Below are 17,642 nucleotides of genomic sequence, written 5' to 3' on the forward strand. Positions count from 1 at the left end.
GCGCCAAGCGCAAGCGCGGCGACCTTCGGGCTTTGCTTTCGATACGCCCAGGTTCAGCGCGCAGGCCCTTGCAGACACCGTAGAACGCCGCAGACCGCGGCAAGGGCAGGGCTAGACTGAGCCGCACCCCACTCCACTCAACGCGATCAAACGACGACCCCAGCCAGCACGGGAGGACCCATGAAGACCGAGATCGAAGCCATCGCCACCGTCCACGCGCGCCGCCCCGCGTCGGAAGATGATTTCTGGGGCGGCGAGGAATCGTGCATCCGCCTGGCCGAGGGCTTTGACGCGGAGGCTCTGCAGGGCCTGGATGCGTTTTCCCATGTGGAGCTGCTCTTTCTCTTCCACTGTGTGGCGCCCGAGAAGGTGGTGCGCGGCGCCCGCCACCCGCGCAACAACCCGGCCTGGCCGGCCGTGGGCATCTTTGCCCAGCGGGCCAAGAACCGGCCCAACCGCATCGGCAGCACCATCTGCCGACTCTTGCGCGTGGATGGGACGCAGCTCTTCGTGGCCGAGCTCGATGCGATCGACGGCACGCCGGTGCTGGACATCAAGCCGGTGATGGCCGAGTTCCTGCCGCGGGGGCCGCTGCGTCAGCCGCCCTGGTCGCATGAGCTGATGCGCGACTACTGGTCGCACAAGGCCTGAGACCGCATATGGGCTACTAAACAAGCCTGCTCAGCACTCACGGGATAATGCCCCCTGCGCGCCAGGCCTGGCCTGCGTCAGCCCTGATACCCCTGATACCCCCGTTCACCCACACCTCACAAGGAGCGCTCAGCCATGATGCAGCCCGTCCGGTTGCCCCCCAGCCCGATGACACGGCGAAGCCTGGCCCTGCGGGCCCGGGCCGGCCTGCTCGGTCTGGGCGCTGCCGCGGCCCTGAGTCTGGCGGGCTGTGCGGTGCAGATGCCCTTCCAGGCACCGGCCGAGAAGGCCGGCAAGACCACGGTCTACCAGAACGAGCGCTTCCAGGCGGACGAGACCTTTTCGCGCCTGTTCGACGGCAGCGTCGAAGACACCTGCGAAGCGGCGCGCCGCGCCCTGCTGAGCCAGGGCTATGTCATCAGCCCGACACCGGCCAATGCCGTGCCGCCGAGCAGCAACAACAGCTCGGTCACGGGTCGCAAGCATTTCCAGCCCGATGGCGATGTCCATGTGGAGATCAGCTTCAATGTGGTGTGCGCGCCCGATGGCCGCCAGGACCAGGTGACCACCGCCTTTGTATCCGCCCAGCAAGACCGTTACTCGCTGAAAAAAAGCAGCAATTCCACCAGCATCGGCGTGAGCGCCCTGGGCTCCATCTCGGTGCCCATGTCCTCGACCGATGAGTCCCTGGTCAAGGTGGCCAGCGAGACCATCCCGGCCGGCGCCTTCTACGACCGCTTCTTCAGCCTGATGCAGCGCATGCTGGGCGAGCGGGTCGCCGACAAGTAATCTGCCGACCTCAATCCGACTTCAGGGCCTGCGCCCGGGCGCGCAGCAGGGCTTGATCCTGCGCATTGCCGCTCAAGGCCGCCGCGCGCTCGAAGGCGACCCGGGCCTCCTCGCGCCGCCCCAACCGCTCCAGCACATCGCCTTCGGCGCTGGCCAGCCAGGGGTAGTCACGCAAGGCCGGCAGCTCGCGCAGCGGCTGCAGCAGGGCCAGGGCCACGGCCGGCCCGCCACCTTGCTCGGGTGACTGGCGGCTGACGGCCACCGCCCGGTTCAGGCGCACCACGGGCGAGGGATAACGCGCCATCAAGGCGTCATAGCCGGCCACAATCGCCGCCCAATCGGTGGCCTCGGCCGTGGCCGCGCGGGCATGGCAGACGGCAATCGCCGCTTGCAGCTGGTAAGGCCCGGGGCCGGTCGCCTCGTGCTGGGCCAGGGCCTCGGCGCGGGCCAAAGCGCCCAAGCCACGGCGGATCAGCAAAGCATCCCAGCGGCGCCGGTCCTGGTCCATCAGCAGCACGGGCTGGCCTTGTTCATCGAGCCGCGCCGCCAGGCGCGAGGCCTGGATCTCCAGCAGAGCCAGCAGGCCGTGAACCTCGGCCTCCTGCGGGCTCAGGCCGGCCAGCACCCGGGCCAGGCGCAGCGCCTCTTCGCACAGCGTGGGGCGCATCCAGTCCTCACCCTGGCTGGCGGCGTGGCCTTCGTTGAACATCAGATAGATCACGGCCAGCACCGAGCCCAAGGCCTCGCTGCGCGCCTCGCCCTGGGGCAGCTCAAAAGGCAGGCCGCTGTCGGCCAGGGTGCGCTTGGCGCGCACGATGCGCTGGGCCACGGTGGGCTCGGGCTGCAGACAAGCGCGGGCGATCTCGGCCGTGCTGAGGCCGCCGAGCAGGCGCAGGGTCAAGGCCAGGCGGCTGGCCGGCGGCAGCACCGGGTGGCAGGCGATGAAGAGCAGGCGCAGCAGATCGTCGTCGATATGGGCCGCATCGGCAGCCTGGTCGAGGCTGCGGATCAACTCGGGCGCGAAATCGGGCTCCACATCGGCCTGCAGGCTTTGCAGATCCTGGGCCAGGGCTTCCTCCTGGCGCGCCTGCATGGCCACGCGGCGCAGGTGATCGAGGGCGCGGTGTTTGGCCGTGGTCATCAGCCAGGCGGCCGGATTGTGGGGCAGGCCGTCGCGCGGCCAGGTCTCGAGGGCGGCCAGCAGGGCGTCTTGCGCCAGCTCCTCGGCGCGGTCCAGATCGCGCACCAGGCGGGCCGCATGGGCGACGATGCGGGCCGACTCCTGGCGCCAGATGGCCGCCACGGTGTCGTGCAGGGCGCTGTCTTCAGGCATCGCTGCCGGGGTCGGCACAGGCGCTGGTGTCCATGAAGCAGAGCTCCCAGATGTGGCCGTCCAGGTCCTCGAAACCATGGGCGTACATGAAGCCATGGTCCTGCGGCGCGCGGGGTGCGCTGCCGCCGGCGGCCACGGCCTTGGCCACCAAGGCGTCCACCTCGGCGCGGCTGCTGCAGGACAGGCAGAGCAGCAACTCGGTGCCCTGGCGTGCATCGACGATGGGCTTGCCGGTGAAGCCCTGGAAGAACTCGTGCACCAGCAGCATGGCGAAGAGGTTCTCACCGAGCACCAGGCAGGCGCCCTGCTCGTTGCTGAACTGCGGGTTGAAGGCGTAGCCCATGGCTTCGAAGAAGGCGCGCGAACGCGCCATGTCGCGGATGGGCAGATTGACGAAGATTTGCTGATGCATGGTGTGGTGGGTCTCGCGGTGGCTGGGTTTGGATCTGATGACGGTTCAGGTCGCCGATGCAGCGGGCGCCGGCTCTGCCAGGCCCCTGAGGTTCTGCAGCCCGGCCTCGAAATCACGGCCGATCATGCGGTCCATATTGAAGATCACCCCCATCAGCTTGCTGACAAAGGGAGAGGGGCCGGTCATGGTCCAGCTCACCTGCGAGGCGCCGCCGGGCAGGGCTTCGATGCGGAACTCGGCCTGGTTGTGGGCCTCAAAGGGCTTGATGAAATCCAGGCGCATGGCCACACGCTGCGGGGCTTGCAGCTCGGTGATCTCCAGGCTGCCTTCGCCCACTTCCTTGCTTTGCCAGGCGTAACGCGCCCCGGGGCCGGCGGTCTGGGCGCTGTACTGGCCCTGGATCTGCGGGTCTTTCTTCTCGTAGGGGTTCCAGCGGTTGAACTGGCGCAGGTCTTGAATCAGGGCAAACAAGGTCTCGGGCGAGGCCTGGATGCGCAGCTGACGTTCGACCTTGAAATGGTCCGGCTGGCGCGAGGCCTGGAACAGCAAGACCAGCAGCAACAGGACCAGAAGGCCGCCGATCAGTTTGAACAGGGTGAGGACCATAAAGAGCTTCTTTCTCCGAACTGGGTTTGAGCGATGAGGCCGCATGGCCAGAGGCGCGCCCTCTGGCCGCCCTTGCCCACACGACGAAGCAGGCCCTGCGTTTTCGACATCACCGGGGCGGAGCTCGCACGAACTTTCCGTGCGTCCGTCCGTCTATCCCTCCTCAGCGCTGAGGATCAGGCCGGCTCTGCGTCCTCGAAACAGGGGCCGACCTGGCGCACCTCCACCGTGGCCCACTCGGCCGCCGGGCAGCGGGCCGCCATTTCCAGAGCCAGGGCGCGGCTGCAGTTCTTGAGCAGGAAGAAGCCGCCGATCATTTCCTTGGCCTCGGCAAACGGGCCATCGGTCAGCTGGGTCTGGCCCTCGCGCACCTGCAGGCGCACCGCCTGGCGGGTGGAAGCGAGCGAGTTGCTGGCTTCCAGCAGGCCACGCGCCTGCAGATCGGCACCAAAGGCCAGCATGCGGGCATAGGCCTGCTCGCCCCCGGCGCGGCCGCGCGCCTGGCGCTGACCCAGGGGCTCCACGATCAGGAGCATGTAGGACGAATCGGCCGGGGCGGCGCTGGCCGAAGCGGCAGGCGGCGCGCTCTCGAGCGCGGTGGCGGGGACGGGATTCGGGGTCGACATAGCACGGGGTTCCTTGCAAAGCTCGCTTGGCGCGCATTGTGGAGCGGCCAGGGCGGCTTGAACATGTGGTCCACTCCCAGGGTGAGTGATCCTTTTTCTACGACTTCTTCTTCCGCCGGTTCGCCGGATCCGTCGCGCGCCGAGCCCGCGTCGGCGGCGTCTGCCGGCAAGCCTGTGCCCCTGAACCTGCCCCGGCCGCAGCACGCCAGCCGCCTGCCAGCCGGCATCGGGCCCGAGCAGCTCTTGCGCATCCGCCAGGCGGCCTACCAACTGCCCCAGGTGCTGACGCCGGCTGATTTCGGCGCCGCCAGTGGCGAGGCCAGCGCCCAGGAGGCGGCGCTGGACCGCGCCGGCCTGGTGCTGCTGCAAAAAGCCGTGGCCGGTGCCCGCCCCAGCCGCTGGATCGCGCCGCGCCTGATGGCCGTGGCCCTGGCGCATCTCGATGTCGTCGGCACCGCGCCCACCGTGCGCGCGCTGATGCAGCAGCGCACGGTGCTGCTGGACGGCCTGGGCCTGAGCCGTGAGGGCCAGGGCTGGAGCCGGCTCTGCCGCCTCAACCTCAAGCTGGCCCTGCCGGGCTGGCAGATCCCGGTGGCCTTCCGCGTGCCGCTGGAGGACGACGGCCCGGTCTGGGCCTTCTACCGCGACGGCGACCTGCACGCCCTCAAGGCCGCCCTGGGCCAGCAACCGCCCTATGCCCACGCGGCGGAGCTGCAAGCCCATCTGGCCCAGCTGCTGGCGCGCAGCGAGGCCGGCCACCCGGAGCATCTCGATTCCCTGCTGCCCCGCCTGCAGGCCGAATGCGCCATGCCCCAGGCTTTCGAGCTGCTCAAGGCCGGCTGCACCCGCGCCCAGGACCGCTGGGAGCACCGCGTTGCCGAGCTCAACACCCTGGCCGGTTTGAACAGCGAGCTGGCCTTCCAGGGCTACCCCGACACCTTTGATGCCGCGCGCCGCCTGCAGCGCACGGTCACGCTTTACGTGGGCCCACCCAACAGCGGCAAGACCTACGCCGCCTTCGAGCGCCTGGCGCGAGCCCACGAGGGCGCCTACCTGGCGCCGCTGCGCCTGCTGGCCCTGGAAGGGCGCGACCGTCTGGTCGGCCGCGGCGTGCCCTGCTCGCTGCTGACGGGCGAGGAGAACGTGCCGGCCGATGGCGCCCGCGTCGTCTCCAGCACCATCGAGATGGTCAACACCAACAAGCCCATCGACGTGGCGGTGATCGACGAAGCGCAGATGCTCTTCGACCTCTACCGCGGCTGGGCCTGGACCCAAGCCATCGTCGCGGTGCCGGCCAATGAGGTGATCATCATCTGTTCCGCCTATGCCGTGCCGGCGATCGAGAGCCTGCTGGGCCTGTGCGGCGAGCGCTGCACGGTCCGGCATTTCGAGCGCAAGCAGGAGGTGCAGCTGCTGCCCGCCCCCGTGCCCATCGCCGCGCTGAAAAAAGGCGACGCCGTGGTGGCCTTCAGCCGCCGCGAGGTGCTGATGCTGCGCGACCAGATCGCCCAAGCCGGCCACCCGGTCTCGGTCATCTACGGCGCGCTGCCGCCCGAGGTGCGGCGGCGCGAGGCCGAGCGCTTTGCCAACGGCGCCGCCCACATCCTGGTTGCCACCGATGCCATCGGCATGGGCCTGAACCTGCCGATCCGGCGCGTGCTGTTCAGCACCATGAGCAAGTTCGACGGCCAGGGCGACCGCGCGTTGACCGTCTCCGAGGTGCACCAGATCGCCGGCCGGGCTGGGCGTTATGGCATGCACGACGAAGGCTTCTGCGGCGTGCTGCGCGAGGCCGAACCGCAGGCCGCCAAGGTACTGAAGGAGCTGCTGCCCAAGCAGCCGCGGGCACCGCGCGATTTCAAGGCCGCGGTGGCGCCGAACTGGTGGCATGTCAACACCATTGCCAGCCGCCTGGGCTTGAAGCGCCTGCGCGAGGTGCTCAGTGTCTTCATGGAACAGCTGCGCCTGGACGACGCCCACTTCGCCGTGGCCGAGCTGGAGCAGATGCTGGACCTGGCCGCCCAGCTCGACCAGGCCGCGGGCGGCCTGACGCTCAAGCAACGCTTCATCTACGCGCAAGCGCCGGTGGACAGCCGCACCGATGCCCAGGTGCAGGAGTACCTGGACTGGGCCCACCGCCACGCCCTCAACGGCAAGGCCGGCTCGCCCTGGTTCCTGCAGGACGTGGACGAACACAGCCGCCTCGACCGCATGGAGCAGGCCCTGCGCAGCTGCACGCTCTGGCTCTGGCTGGACCTGCGCTTCCCCGGCGTCTACGGCCAGGTGGCCGAGGTGGTGGACCTGCGCAGCCGCCTGAACGACGGCATCGAGCGCCACTTGAAGGGCAAGAAGCCGCTGTGGCAGACGCGGGGCGGGCGGCGGTGAGTCGTGAACAAGTGAACAAGTGAACAGGTGAAGGGGTGAAGGGGTGAAGGGGTGAGGGTGACGGGTTCACCAGGCGCGCAGCGCCGCTCACTTGTTCACCCGTTCACCCAAAGAAAGTCCCGAGCATTCCGGTTGGATGTGTGCATGCAACTCGAAAGCTCCCGCCATGTCTGACACGGCTTTGACCCTGACCGACGCCGACCCGGCGCTGGCCTACAAGCTGGAATCCATCGCCATTGCCGGCGTGGCCGATCTGCAGATCCGCTCCCTGCTGGACCGCCAGCAGTTCAGCGATCCCCTCGGTGAGGCCGAAGCCCTGGGCATCTCTTCGGCCACCTGGCCCTTGTTCGGCCTGCTCTGGCCCTCGGGCCTGCGCCTGGCCGAGGCCATGGCCCTGCGCCCCCTGGTGGAGGGCGAAAGCATTCTGGAAATCGGCTGCGGCCTGGGCCTGGCCAGCCTGGTCAGCCACCGCCGCGGCGCCCTGGTCACGGCCAGCGATTGCCACCCCCTGGCCGGCCACTTCTTGATGGAAAACCTGCGGCTCAACGACCTGCCGCCGATGCGCTACTGCCACGGCGACTGGTCGGGCCAGAGCTGGGACGAGGAGCTCCTTGCCCTGGCCACCGCCGCGGCCAGCGCCAAGCGCCATCCGGCCGCAGCACGCCGCCATCGCCCGCGCGTGCAGGGCCGCTTCGACCTGATCATGGGCAGCGACATCCTCTACGAACGCGACGACGGCGGTGCACTCTGTGGCTTCATCGAACGCCACGCTTTGCCGCATTGCGAGGTGCTGGTCGTGGATCCCAACCGCGGCAACCGCCCAGCCTTCAGCAAACGCATGGCCGGCCTGGGCTTCGCGCTGGACGACCGCCTGCTGCGCTCGGCGCCCGAGGCGGCCGAAAAGTACAGCGGCCACCTGCTGCGTTTCCAGCGCTGAGCGCAAGTTTCCTCGGCGGCTAATATCGGCAGCCCATGGAGGAATGCCGTGTCCGAGGACTACAACGCCGAATCGGTGGCCTGCTTTGACAAGCATGCCCAGCGTTATGCCGAGAAATACTTCGAGCTGCGCGACTACGACCGCCACTACCAGGCCCTGGTCGATCGCCTGCCCGACAAGGCGCCGCGCCTGCTCGACCTGGCTTGCGGGCCCGGCAATGTGGCGGCTTTTGTGCGCCGCTGCCGGCCCGATGCCGACATCCTCTGCGTCGACCAATCGGCCGCCATGCTGGCCACCGCGCAGCAACGCCTGCCCGGCATCTCCACGCACCAGGCCGACTGCCGCGACCTGTCGGCCCTGAGCCCTGGTTTCGACGCCCTGGCCTTCTGCTTCGGCCTGAGCTATTTCAACGACGACGACGCGTGCCAGGTGCTGGCCGAGCTGGCCCGCCTGCTGCGCGCCGGTGGCCACCTGCTGCTCAGCAGCATCACCGGTGACCCGGCCGACAGCGGCGTGCAGCTGAGCAGCAGCGGCGACCGGGTGCATCTGTTCTACCGCCAGCCGGAGACGATTGCCAGCTGGCTCGCGGCGGCCGGCTTTGGCGATCTTGAGCTCGAACGCCTGCCCAGCCCCGCCAACGCCTCGCAGGCCACCGTGGATGTGGTGATCCTGGCGCAGCGGATGACGAGCGCCCAGCCCGCCGCCTGACGTCCCGATCCCCCGTTATGCTGGTGTTTCCAGATCCAGCCCGGCTCATAGCCTGACTCAAAGCCCGGCTTCAAGACCACGAGGAACGCAGCCCATGATCGATGCATCGCCGTCCCTGGCCCCCGATTCAGCACCCATCGAACCACCCGCAGCGACGGCGCCGCGCTTGTGGAACCCCAACGCAGCGGCCAGCTGGAGCTTGATCTTCAGCCCCGTGTTTGGCGCCCTGCTGCAGCGATCCAACTGGCTGGCCATGGGACATCCCGACAAGGCGGCGCGCTCGCTGCAGTGGGTCTGGGCTTATCTGGTGTTCCTCGTGGTGACGGTCGGTGTGAGCGCCGTGCTGCCGAGTGAGAAAGCGGCAGACTTGCTGACGCGTGTCGCCGGCCTGGTCTTTCTGGTGGCCTGGTACTACGCCAACGGCAAGGAACAGGTTGGCCTGGTGCTGGCCCGTTACGGACGCACTTACCCGCGCAAGTCCTGGCTGAAGCCGCTTGGACTGGCGCTGCTGGTGGCCATTGCCTTCGTGATGCTCGGAACCTTGCTGGCCATGGCCGAAGGGCTGCCCCATGAGTGAGGACTGCGAAGACCGCGCCGCCCGCATCAGCCGCAGTTTCGAGGCCCAGGGCCTGATGCGCACCCTCGGCGCCCGCCTGGCCTGGGTGGGCGAGGGCGAGGTGCACATCGCCATGCCCAACTCGCCCGCAGTCTCGCAGCAGCAGGGCTTTGTCCATGCCGGCGCCATCACCAGCATCGTCGACAGCGCCTGCGGCTACGCGGCGCTGAGCCTGGCGGCGCCGGGCTTCGAGGTGGTGTCGGCCGAGTTCAAGATCAATCTGATGCGGCCGGCCATCGGCACGCATTTCCTGGCCGTGGGCAAGGTGCAGAACGCCGGCCGCCTGCTGACCGTGTGCAGCGGCGAGGTGCGGGCCTTTCTGAGCGAGGACGCCCGCGACTTCAAGGTTGTGGCCTTGATGCAGGCCACCATGGTGCTGGTTCAAGCCCGCTGAGGCCCCGCCGCCGACCCAACCCCGGGGAAATCACCGGGAACTGGGCGCTATGCGCTCACTACACTGCCCGGGCGGTCCATGGGCCGGGCCTGAGATCGCGGGTCGGGTGTGACCGGCTCACTGCAGCGGGTTTCTTGCGCACCACGCTGGAAGAAATCCGCGGCCCCATCCCGGCCTGTCCATTTGTTCTCGGTCTTGACCGCTTGATTGCTCACCACCCCTGAGCCTGCACTCAATTCGACCCCTGCTGTGCCGATACCGCCGTCAATGAGCCGAGCATCCGTTTTCACGAAGGCTGAATCGCCTGTGCCTGCACGGGCGCGCGCCATGCCGGCCTGTGCCGGCTGGCTGCTGAGCCTGAGTTTGCTCGGGCTGACCGCCTGCCAGCCCGGCGTGCCCGAGCCGGATGCCTCGAACCGGGCGCAGCAAACCAGCGGCAAGAACACTCAGACCGAACAGCAAGACCCCATCTGGGACGAGCTCGAGCGCGTCGAACGCGAAGGGCGCAGCCACCCGGCGGCCAGCGAGCATGTGCTGCATGAGATGCAGCCACGCACCGCGCCGGGCAGTCTGGCGCGTGTGCAGCTGCTGGCCTTGCGGGGCTATCTGAGTACCGAGATGCGCGATGCCGCACTGACGGCCAGCATCATCAAGGACTTGGAAGAGTGGCCCAACGAAGCAAATCGGCGCGCTGCCAACCTGGCCCTGATTTACATCCGCGCCCGCCAGCAGCGCTTCAGCGACGGGCTGCGCCAGGCCGAGCGCACCATGGCCCCCCTGGCCGGCTACACGGTGCAAGAAACCGGGCCGCTGCTGCTGCTGCGCTGCCATGATTTCCTGTCCTTTGTGCAGAGCGAGACCGGCGATGTCGACGCAGCGATTGCCAATGCCACCGAGGCGCTCAGGCTGGCCGATGCGATCGGCAAACCCTGGCGCCGCGCCCAGACCCTGAGCAACCTGGCCTTCATCTACCACCAGGCACAACAGCTGGACCTGGCCCGCCAGTTCAGCGACAAATCCCTGGCCGAGGTTGACCAAGACCCCAGCCCGGCCCTGCTCTACGACATCTACACCATGCGCGGCATCGTGCTGCAGACCTTGGGCTTGATGGACGGTGCACAGCAGGCCAAGCAGGCGGCCCTGGATGCCGCCCGCCAGGCAGGCTCGGACACACTGACCTCGCTGGCCCTGGGCAATTTCGCCGATTTCCACCTCAATCAGGGCCGCTACAGCCAGGCTCTCAAGTTCGCCGATGAGGCCTTGGCTCTGGCCCTGGCCACCCAGCACATCGACTACGAGCTGCTGGCCCGCCACAACCGGGGCATCGCCAAGATCGGCTTGCGCCGTGTGGAAGAAGGCAAGCGCGAGGTGCTGGCTGCCCTGGCGCGCGACGAGCAACGGGGTGCCGACACCATCGTCGCCAATGCCTGGCTGGAGCTGGGCATGCATCTGGAGCGGGCCGGCGACCTCAGCGCGGCCGTGGAGGCGTTTCACCAGCACCGCCGCAAGATCGACAAGGTGCTGCGCGACGAAACCCGAAAGACCCTGCTGGAGATCCAGGAGAGCTACGAAGACGAACGCCGCGCCAAGGAAATCGAGCTGCTCAACCGCGACAACAGCCTCAAGACCGAGCAGTTGCGCGCCCGCGATCTGCAGCTGCGCCTGTGGGCGGCGCTGGGCGGCTGCATCGTGTTGTCTGCCGTGCTGCTGGGCCTGGCCTACCAACGCATCCGCAAGACCAACCGAGCTCTGGCGCACAGCAATGCCGCGCTCAAGATGGCCAGCGAGCGCGACCCGCTGACCGGCCTCGCCAACCGCCGCCATTTCCAGGCTGCCATCAAACGCCTGGCCGACAAGGGCATGCTGAGCGGCACGGTGTTCCTGATCGACATCGACCATTTCAAGCGCATCAACGACCAGCATGGCCATGCCGCCGGTGACACGGTGCTGATTGAAATCGCCCGCCGCTTGCAAGCGACGTTGCGTGATGAAGACCTGGTGGTGCGCTGGGGCGGTGAAGAGTTCCTGATCCTGGTCGAGACCCGCGAGGTCAGCTATGCCAGCACCCTGGCCCAGCGCCTGCTCGACCAGATTGCCGCACCCACGGTGCGGCATGGTGCGCAACACATCCCGGTCACGGCATCGATCGGCTTTGCCAGCTTCCCGGTGGCGCCGCATGAGGTGGCAGTCAACTGGGAGCGCGCCATCGACCTGGTGGACACGGTCATGTACCTAGCCAAGGCCCATGGCCGCAACAAGGCCTATGGCATTGAATCCATGCAGGCCAGCGATGAAGACGGCCTGCAGGAGCTGGCCAAGGGCATGGAAGCCGCCTGGCAATCGGGTCAGGTCCAGCTGCTGACCCTGAACGGCCCGGCCCGTTTCGAGGAGAGCCGGCTGTGAAGCGGGCGCTGCACGCAAGCATTCTCGGCACCGGCCTGCTGCTGGGTTCGGCCTGGGCAGCTCAGCCACCGCAGGCACTGGCTGCCGCCCTGCCAAGCCAGCTCGATCAGCTGGTGCGGCGCGAAGACGATCAGTTGGATGAGGTGCTGCATGCCCTGCAGACACTGCGCCAGGAGCTGGCCGGGACAGAGCGGCCCGGCCCCGAACAGGAAGCGCGCATCGATTTCGCGGAGGGCATGGTCCGCCTGGTTCATGGCGACCGGATCGGCGCTCAGAAGATGGCCGATCAGCTGGCCCTGCAGGCCGGCCAGCTGACGCGCAGCCAGGTTTTGCGCGGCGAGATCGCCAACCGCGATGGCCACCTGCAAAGCACGGCCGAGTGGGCCCGCCTGGCCCTGCAGACGCTGGAACGCAACTGCCCGCGCCAGACGCTGAAGTCAGCTGTCACCCAGCAAGTCTGCGACTATCGCCTGGCCTGGACGGCACTGCGCCTGCTGGCCCGCACGCAGATGGCCGAGGGCGCAGTCTCGGCCGCCGAAGCCGGCCAGAAATATGCGCTGGAGCTGGCCCAGGCGGCCGAAGACCACCGCCGCAGCGCTTTCAGCATGGCCACCCTGGCCATGCTCTATCAAGACCAGAGTCAGCCCGAGCTGAGTCGGCGCTGGATAACGCTGGCCTTGCAGACCGCCCAGGGTGATCCGCAAGCCATGGGTCAGGTGAAATCCAACGAAGCCATCCTGGCGGCACGCGTGGGAGACCGCAAAGCCCAGCGCCAGGCCCTCGATGAAGGACTGGCGCTGGCGCGTGAGGCCGGCTCTAAGCGATTGACGGCCCAGCTCTACATCGGCCTGAACGACTACTACATGCAGGTCGGCCAGCCCTTGCGTGCCCTGCAGGCCGCGCAACCGGTTCTGGCCATGTTGTCGAGCCTGCCTGACGCGCGATTTGAGCGGGTCATCCGCAGCAATATGGTGGTGACGCGCATCCAGCTGCGTCAGTTCGAGCAGGCCCGCCAGGAGTTGGCCCGGCTGCGCGAGCTGAACCAGGGCAACACCGATCTGGTGCAGCTCTCGACCCAGCTGCGCGAACAGGGCGAGGCCTGGGCCTCGGTGGGCCGCCCCCGCGAGGCCATCCTGGCTTACCACGAGGAACGCAAGCTCAGTGCCCAGCTCAATGCCCGCAACCGTGAGTCGGCCATGCAGCAGCTCAGGATCAAGTACGACAGCGAACGCAAGCAACGCGATCTGAACCTGCTGGTCAGCCAGCAGGCCCTGGTCGACCGCCAGCTCAGCAACCGCCAGCTGGCCAGCCAGGTGAGTTATGCGGTGGCGGTCTTGCTGGGCCTGTCACTGCTCTTGGGTGGGGTGATGGTGCGACGCATGCACCTGGCCAACCAGCGACTCAAGGCCAATGAACTGCTGTTGCGCGCGCAAAGCGAGCGCGACCCGCTGACCGATCTGGCCAATCGCCGCCATTTCCTGGCCGTGATGAACGAGCAGACGCAACAGGATTTCCACGGTGCCCTGCTGATGGTGGACATCGACCACTTCAAGCATGTCAACGACCAGCATGGCCATGGCATCGGCGATGTGGTGATCTGCGAGGTGGCGCGGCGGCTCTCGCATGCCGTTCGGCAAGGCGATTTGGTGGTGCGTTGGGGCGGCGAGGAATTCCTGGTCTTCGCCTCCGCGGTGACGAGTGAGCAGCTGGCCTCGCTGGCCGAGCGCATCCTGCACACGGTGGCCGACACGCCGGTGCACAGCGCCGACGGGCCGCTGCGCATCACCGTGTCCCTGGGTTTTGCCCATTTCCCGCTGCCACCGGGCGAGCTGCCCCTGCACTGGGAGCAGGCGGTCAACTGGGCCGATATGGCGCTGTACACCGCCAAATCACGCGGCCGCAACCGGGCCATGGGCATTGCCGCCGTGCGTGCGGCCGACCGCGCCAGCCTGGAATCGATCGCGGCGGATTTCGAAGCCGCCTGCTCCAACGATCAGGTCAGCCTGCAGCAGATCCTCGGGCCCGGAGCGGCTTGAGGCAGCCCAGCGGCTGAGACAATCCGGCCGATGAACTCTGCCTCCGAGCCCTGGTTGGCCACACTGCGCCGTCGTTTGCTGCAGCGCTCACCCGATGCCCTGCGCGCCGACGTGATGGCAGCCCTGGTGGTCAGCGTGCTGCTGATTCCGCAAAGCCTGGCCTATGCCATGCTGGCCGGCCTGCCGCCGCAGATCGGACTCTACGCCAGCCTGCTGCCTCTGCTGGCCTATGCCTTGTGGGGATCGAGCCCGGTCTTGGCGGTCGGCCCAGTGGCGGTGCTGGCCCTGATGATTGCCCAGGCCTTGGGCGCACTGCCGCCGGGGGTCAGCCCCTCGGAAGGTGCCCTGGTGCTGGCGGCCGAGGTGGGCCTGATCCTGCTGCTGGCCGCGGCCTTGCGCCTGGATGCCCTGGCCTCGCTGCTCTCGGTGCCGGTGCTGCACGGCTTTGAAACCGGAGCGACATTGACGATTGCACTGAGCCAGCTGCCGGTCTTGCTGGGCAGCCCGGCGCAAGGCTTTGAATTGCCCGGCTTGTGGCAGAGCGCCCAGAGCAGCGGCTTTGCCTGGCATGGCTGGACGGCCGGCTTCGGCCTGCTGGCCTGCGGCCTCTTGCTGGCCGGGCGGCGCTGGTTGCGGCCGGGGCTGGCGCGCTTGGCACCCATGGGTCTGCTGTTGCTCGCCATGGCTGCAGCCAGCGCGGGTGATGTGGCGTCACACGGCGTGGCCCTGGTCGGCACCTTGCCGCCCATGGATTTGCACACCAGCCTTCCACGCACGGAAGCCGAACTGTGGTGGAACCTGGCGCCCAGCGCCCTGCTGATTGCCTTGATCACTTACGTCTCCAGCCTGGTGGTAGCGGAATCGCTGGCGCGCCGGCGCGGCGAGAAAGTGCAGGCCGGCGCCGAGCTGCGCGGCCTGGCGGCAGCCAATCTTTGTGCGGCCTTCAGCGGCGGCATGCCGGTGGCGGGCAGTTTTTCGCGCAGCGTCTTGCTGCATGAAGCCGGCAGCCGCAGCCGGCTCAGCGGCGTGTTTGTCGCCCTTTTCATGGGCTTGGCCATGGGCTTGCTGGCCGGGCCGCTGGCCTCGCTGCCCAAATCGGTGCTGGCGGCGACGATTCTGGTGGCCGTGCTCTCTGGCCTGAAGTTCCAACCCTTTGTCGAGGCCTGGCGCTATGCCCGCGCCGAGGCGCTGCTGATGGCCGGCGTGGCTGCCATCGTGCTGTGCTGGAGCGTCAGCGCGGCCCTGGCCCTGGGCGTGCTGGGTTCCATCGCCCTGCTGCTGCAGCGCACGGCGCGGCCCCATGTGGCCTTGATCGGCCGGGTGCCCGGCACCGAGCATTACCGCAATGTCGGCCGGCATGCCGTGCAATGCCAGCCCGGCGTGCTGGGCCTGCGCATCGATGAAAGCCTGCTCTTCACCAATGCGCGCAGCCTGGCGGAGGTGGTGCAAAGTTTCTTGAACCACACCGAACCGGGGGCTGAGCCGATGCGCCGCGTGGTGCTGCTGATGTCCCCGGTCAACAGCATCGATTTCAGCGGCCTGGAGGCCTTGCGCGAGCTGCACAGCCACCTCAAACGCCAGGGCCTGCGCCTGGATTTGAGCGAGGTGAAGGGCCCCGTGCTGGACCGCCTGCGCGCCGCCAACTGGACCCGTTGGTTCGAGGGGGAGGTGTTTCTCAGCCACCACCAGGGCATGGTCCAGGGTCAGTCGAACCCTGTGGACAAACTTGTGGACGAATCTTGAACAAGTACCCGCTTGTCCACAGGCCGGCGCTTGCATCCAAAGTTGTTATCTCTCGAGTGAAAAGTTCAAGGCCTGGCGTCCACATGCTTTGGAAGCTGCCAAACACTTGTCAGGACTGAGAAAATTGCGCTTGTCCACAGCCAGGGTTCACCCTTACTACGACTACCATTCTTAAAAATCTAAAAACCATACTGATATTGCAAGGCGAAGTCTTTGATGAACACCGACACCCTGTACTCCGCCTCCTCTGGCTTTGAGTCGGCCTGCCAAATCCCGGCGCTGCCCTCGGGCCACCGCAGCCGCGGCCTGCATGGGCACAGCTATTTCGCCACCATCCGAGCCCAGCTGCCCGCGGGCTGGGCGCCGTTTCCAGGCGCCGAAGTGGAAGAACTGCGGCGCCGGCTGGAAGCCTGCGTGGCGCCGCTGGACCATGCCCTGCTGAACCAGACCATCGAACAACCCACCGACGAGAACATCGCCCGCTGGATCCGCCTGCGCCTGGAGCATGAGTTCGGCGTGCCCGGCATTCAGCAAGTGGGCATCCAGAGCACCCAGCACAGCGGGGTCGATCTGGACGTCAAGGGCATGGCCCATGTCTGGCGCCGCTACCGTTTTCAAGCGGCCCACAAACTGCCCAATGTGCCGATGGGCCACAAATGCGGCCGCATGCACGGCCATGGTTTCGAGGTGATCGTCCATGCCAACCAGGACCTGGGCGAGCGCGACATCAGCATCGACTACGACCATCTGGACGAGGTCTGGGCACCCTTCCATGCCGAGCTGAACTACCACTGCCTGAACGAGATCGAGGGCCTGAGCAACCCGACCAGCGAGGTGATCTCGGCCTGGCTGTGGGCGCGCATGAAGCCGCTGTTGCCCGAGCTGAGTTGGCTGACCGTCTACGAGACGGGCTCCTGCGGCGCCAACTTCGACGGCCAGAACTACCGCATCTGGAAAGAGCTGACCTTGGACAGCGCCATCCAGCTCAAGGCCGCGCCGGCCGACAGCCCGCTGCGCGCCATCCATGGCCACACCTACACCTTGCGCCTGCACCTGAGCGCCGAGCTCGATGCGGTGATGGGCTGGACTGTGGACTTTGGCGATGTGAAGACCTTGTTCGACCCCATCTTCAAGGCCATCGACCACCGGCCGCTCTACGAGATTGCCGATCTACCCGATGGCGATACCGCCAGCCTGGCGGCCTGGGTGCTGGGCAAGGCCCGGGTCGACCTGCCGCAGCTGGACCGTGTGGACATGTACGAGACCCGCGGCTGCGGTTCCATCGTCAGCGTGGCCACCGCAGTGGACCTGATCCCGGTCTGAACGTCACGAAGCGAACGAAGCAAGCACACACGCATGACCTACGCCGTCAAAGAAATCTTCTACACCTTGCAAGGCGAGGGCGCACAAGCGGGCCGGGCCTCGGTGTTCTGCCGCTTCGCCGGCTGCAACCTCTGGAGCGGGCGCGAGGAAGACCGCGCGCGCGCCGTCTGCAACTTCTGCGACACCGATTTCGTCGGTACCGATGGCCAGGGCGGCGGCAAGTTCGCCACCGCCGAGGCCCTGGCCGACGCGATTGCCTCGCGCTGGCCCGCAGACCGGCCTGGAAAGCCTTATGTCGTCTGCACCGGGGGGGAGCCCCTGCTGCAGCTCGACACGCCTCTGATCGAAGCTCTGCATGCGCGCGGCTTCGAGATCGCCGTCGAGACCAACGGCACGCAGCCGGCGCCCGAAGGCCTGGACTGGATCTGCGTCAGCCCCAAGGCCGATGCCGAACTGGTGCTGACCCGCGGCCATGAGCTCAAGCTGGTCTACCCCCAGCCGCTGGCGCGGCCCGAACGTTTTGCAGGGCTGGACTTCCAGCATTTCTTCCTGCAGCCGCTGGACAGCGTGCTCAAGACCCAGCACACCCGCGAGGTGGTGGACTACTGCATGCAACACCCGCAATGGCGCATGTCGGTGCAGATGCACAAGGTCATCGGCATCGAGTGAAGTACGGGTCG

Annotated in this window: 16 protein-coding genes; 12 read left to right on the forward strand and 4 right to left on the reverse strand. The window is 67.5% G+C overall.

The annotated features are described in order from the left end of the window. Positions 1-180 precede the first annotated feature (180 nt). A complete protein-coding gene (locus C1O66_RS15825) occupies positions 181-651 on the forward strand; it encodes an SAM-dependent methyltransferase (protein ID WP_102768766.1) in 471 nt (156 codons plus the stop codon). A 168-nt stretch (positions 652-819) separates the two neighbouring features. Then, positions 820-1,440, forward strand: coding sequence for a DUF2242 domain-containing protein (locus C1O66_RS15830; protein ID WP_243392822.1), 621 nt, complete (start codon positions 820-822; stop codon positions 1,438-1,440). Positions 1,441-1,450: 10 nt separating this feature from the next. Here the strand turns inward: C1O66_RS15830 and C1O66_RS15835 are convergent, their stop codons facing one another. From C1O66_RS15835 to C1O66_RS15850, 4 genes are all read right to left on the reverse strand, one after another. Continuing rightward, positions 1,451-2,773, reverse strand: a complete 1,323-nt coding sequence (locus C1O66_RS15835; protein WP_102768767.1) for an RNA polymerase sigma factor — start codon at positions 2,771-2,773, stop codon at positions 1,451-1,453. Further along, positions 2,766-3,185, reverse strand: a complete 420-nt coding sequence (locus C1O66_RS15840) for a VOC family protein (RefSeq protein WP_102768768.1) — start codon at positions 3,183-3,185, stop codon at positions 2,766-2,768. Before C1O66_RS15840 ends, C1O66_RS15835 begins: the two co-directional genes overlap by 8 nt. A gap of 45 nt (positions 3,186-3,230) precedes the next feature. After that, positions 3,231-3,791: an SRPBCC family protein gene (locus C1O66_RS15845; RefSeq protein WP_102768769.1), complete on the reverse strand. Its 561-nt coding sequence runs from the start codon at positions 3,789-3,791 to the stop codon at positions 3,231-3,233. A 176-nt stretch (positions 3,792-3,967) separates the two neighbouring features. Beyond that, positions 3,968-4,327 (reverse strand): YciI family protein, encoded by a 360-nt coding sequence (locus C1O66_RS15850; RefSeq protein WP_243392886.1) that lies wholly within the window; start codon positions 4,325-4,327, stop codon positions 3,968-3,970. 264 nt (positions 4,328-4,591) lie between these two features. Between C1O66_RS15850 and C1O66_RS15855 the strand changes: the two genes are divergently transcribed. The 10 genes from C1O66_RS15855 to queE all read left to right on the forward strand — a co-directional run bounded on the left by C1O66_RS15855 (position 4,592) and on the right by queE (position 17,631). Next, the gene (locus C1O66_RS15855; protein ID WP_243392823.1) at positions 4,592-6,802 is read left to right on the forward strand and encodes a helicase-related protein; all 2,211 of its coding nucleotides are present in this window, start codon (positions 4,592-4,594) and stop codon (positions 6,800-6,802) included. Between the two features lie 166 nt (positions 6,803-6,968). Further along, the gene (locus tag C1O66_RS15860) at positions 6,969-7,739 is read left to right on the forward strand and encodes a class I SAM-dependent methyltransferase (protein ID WP_243392824.1); all 771 of its coding nucleotides are present in this window, start codon (positions 6,969-6,971) and stop codon (positions 7,737-7,739) included. 48 nt (positions 7,740-7,787) lie between these two features. Beyond that, positions 7,788-8,447 (forward strand): class I SAM-dependent DNA methyltransferase, encoded by a 660-nt coding sequence (locus C1O66_RS15865; protein ID WP_165794635.1) that lies wholly within the window; start codon positions 7,788-7,790, stop codon positions 8,445-8,447. 94 nt (positions 8,448-8,541) lie between these two features. Then, a complete protein-coding gene (locus C1O66_RS15870; RefSeq protein WP_102768772.1) occupies positions 8,542-9,024 on the forward strand; it encodes a hypothetical protein in 483 nt (160 codons plus the stop codon). Then, entirely contained in the window at positions 9,017-9,457 is a 441-nt protein-coding gene (locus tag C1O66_RS15875; protein WP_102768773.1) for a PaaI family thioesterase, read from the forward strand. The genes C1O66_RS15870 and C1O66_RS15875 overlap by 8 nt, the downstream gene beginning before the upstream one ends. 327 nt (positions 9,458-9,784) lie before the next feature. After that, positions 9,785-11,860, forward strand: a complete 2,076-nt coding sequence (locus tag C1O66_RS15880) for a diguanylate cyclase (protein WP_165794636.1) — start codon at positions 9,785-9,787, stop codon at positions 11,858-11,860. Further along, the gene (locus C1O66_RS15885; protein WP_102768775.1) at positions 11,857-13,896 is read left to right on the forward strand and encodes a GGDEF domain-containing protein; all 2,040 of its coding nucleotides are present in this window, start codon (positions 11,857-11,859) and stop codon (positions 13,894-13,896) included. Before C1O66_RS15880 ends, C1O66_RS15885 begins: the two co-directional genes overlap by 4 nt. 30 nt (positions 13,897-13,926) lie before the next feature. Further along, positions 13,927-15,639, forward strand: a complete 1,713-nt coding sequence (locus C1O66_RS15890) for a SulP family inorganic anion transporter (RefSeq protein ID WP_102768776.1) — start codon at positions 13,927-13,929, stop codon at positions 15,637-15,639. A gap of 216 nt (positions 15,640-15,855) precedes the next feature. After that, positions 15,856-16,962 (forward strand): 6-carboxytetrahydropterin synthase, encoded by a 1,107-nt coding sequence (locus tag C1O66_RS15895; protein WP_102768777.1) that lies wholly within the window; start codon positions 15,856-15,858, stop codon positions 16,960-16,962. Positions 16,963-16,995: 33 nt separating this feature from the next. Further along, positions 16,996-17,631, forward strand: a complete 636-nt coding sequence (queE, locus tag C1O66_RS15900; RefSeq protein WP_102768778.1) for a 7-carboxy-7-deazaguanine synthase — start codon at positions 16,996-16,998, stop codon at positions 17,629-17,631. Positions 17,632-17,642: the final 11 nt, after the last annotated feature.

Origin of the sequence: Paucibacter aquatile (assembly GCF_002885975.1) — a bacterium.
GTDB classification, from domain to species: Bacteria; Pseudomonadota; Gammaproteobacteria; order Burkholderiales; family Burkholderiaceae_C; genus Paucibacter_A; species Paucibacter_A aquatilis.

What these genes read in the sequence shown, in the direction of transcription:
- C1O66_RS15825 (WP_102768766.1), top strand. Translation starts at nt 181, where the DNA reads ATGAAGACCGAGATCGAAGCCATCGCCACCGTCCACGCGCGCCGCCCC.
- C1O66_RS15830 (WP_243392822.1), top strand. Translation starts at nt 820, where the DNA reads ATGACACGGCGAAGCCTGGCCCTGCGGGCCCGGGCCGGCCTGCTCGGT.
- C1O66_RS15835 (WP_102768767.1), bottom strand. Translation starts at nt 2,773, where the DNA reads ATGCCTGAAGACAGCGCCCTGCACGACACCGTGGCGGCCATCTGGCGC.
- C1O66_RS15840 (WP_102768768.1), bottom strand. Translation starts at nt 3,185, where the DNA reads ATGCATCAGCAAATCTTCGTCAATCTGCCCATCCGCGACATGGCGCGT.
- C1O66_RS15845 (WP_102768769.1), bottom strand. Translation starts at nt 3,791, where the DNA reads ATGGTCCTCACCCTGTTCAAACTGATCGGCGGCCTTCTGGTCCTGTTG.
- C1O66_RS15850 (WP_243392886.1), bottom strand. Translation starts at nt 4,327, where the DNA reads ATGCTCCTGATCGTGGAGCCCCTGGGTCAGCGCCAGGCGCGCGGCCGC.
- C1O66_RS15860 (WP_243392824.1), top strand. Translation starts at nt 6,969, where the DNA reads ATGTCTGACACGGCTTTGACCCTGACCGACGCCGACCCGGCGCTGGCC.
- C1O66_RS15870 (WP_102768772.1), top strand. Translation starts at nt 8,542, where the DNA reads ATGATCGATGCATCGCCGTCCCTGGCCCCCGATTCAGCACCCATCGAA.
- C1O66_RS15875 (WP_102768773.1), top strand. Translation starts at nt 9,017, where the DNA reads ATGAGTGAGGACTGCGAAGACCGCGCCGCCCGCATCAGCCGCAGTTTC.
- C1O66_RS15880 (WP_165794636.1), top strand. Translation starts at nt 9,785, where the DNA reads ATGCCGGCCTGTGCCGGCTGGCTGCTGAGCCTGAGTTTGCTCGGGCTG.
- C1O66_RS15890 (WP_102768776.1), top strand. Translation starts at nt 13,927, where the DNA reads ATGAACTCTGCCTCCGAGCCCTGGTTGGCCACACTGCGCCGTCGTTTG.
- C1O66_RS15895 (WP_102768777.1), top strand. Translation starts at nt 15,856, where the DNA reads ATGAACACCGACACCCTGTACTCCGCCTCCTCTGGCTTTGAGTCGGCC.
- queE (WP_102768778.1), top strand. Translation starts at nt 16,996, where the DNA reads ATGACCTACGCCGTCAAAGAAATCTTCTACACCTTGCAAGGCGAGGGC.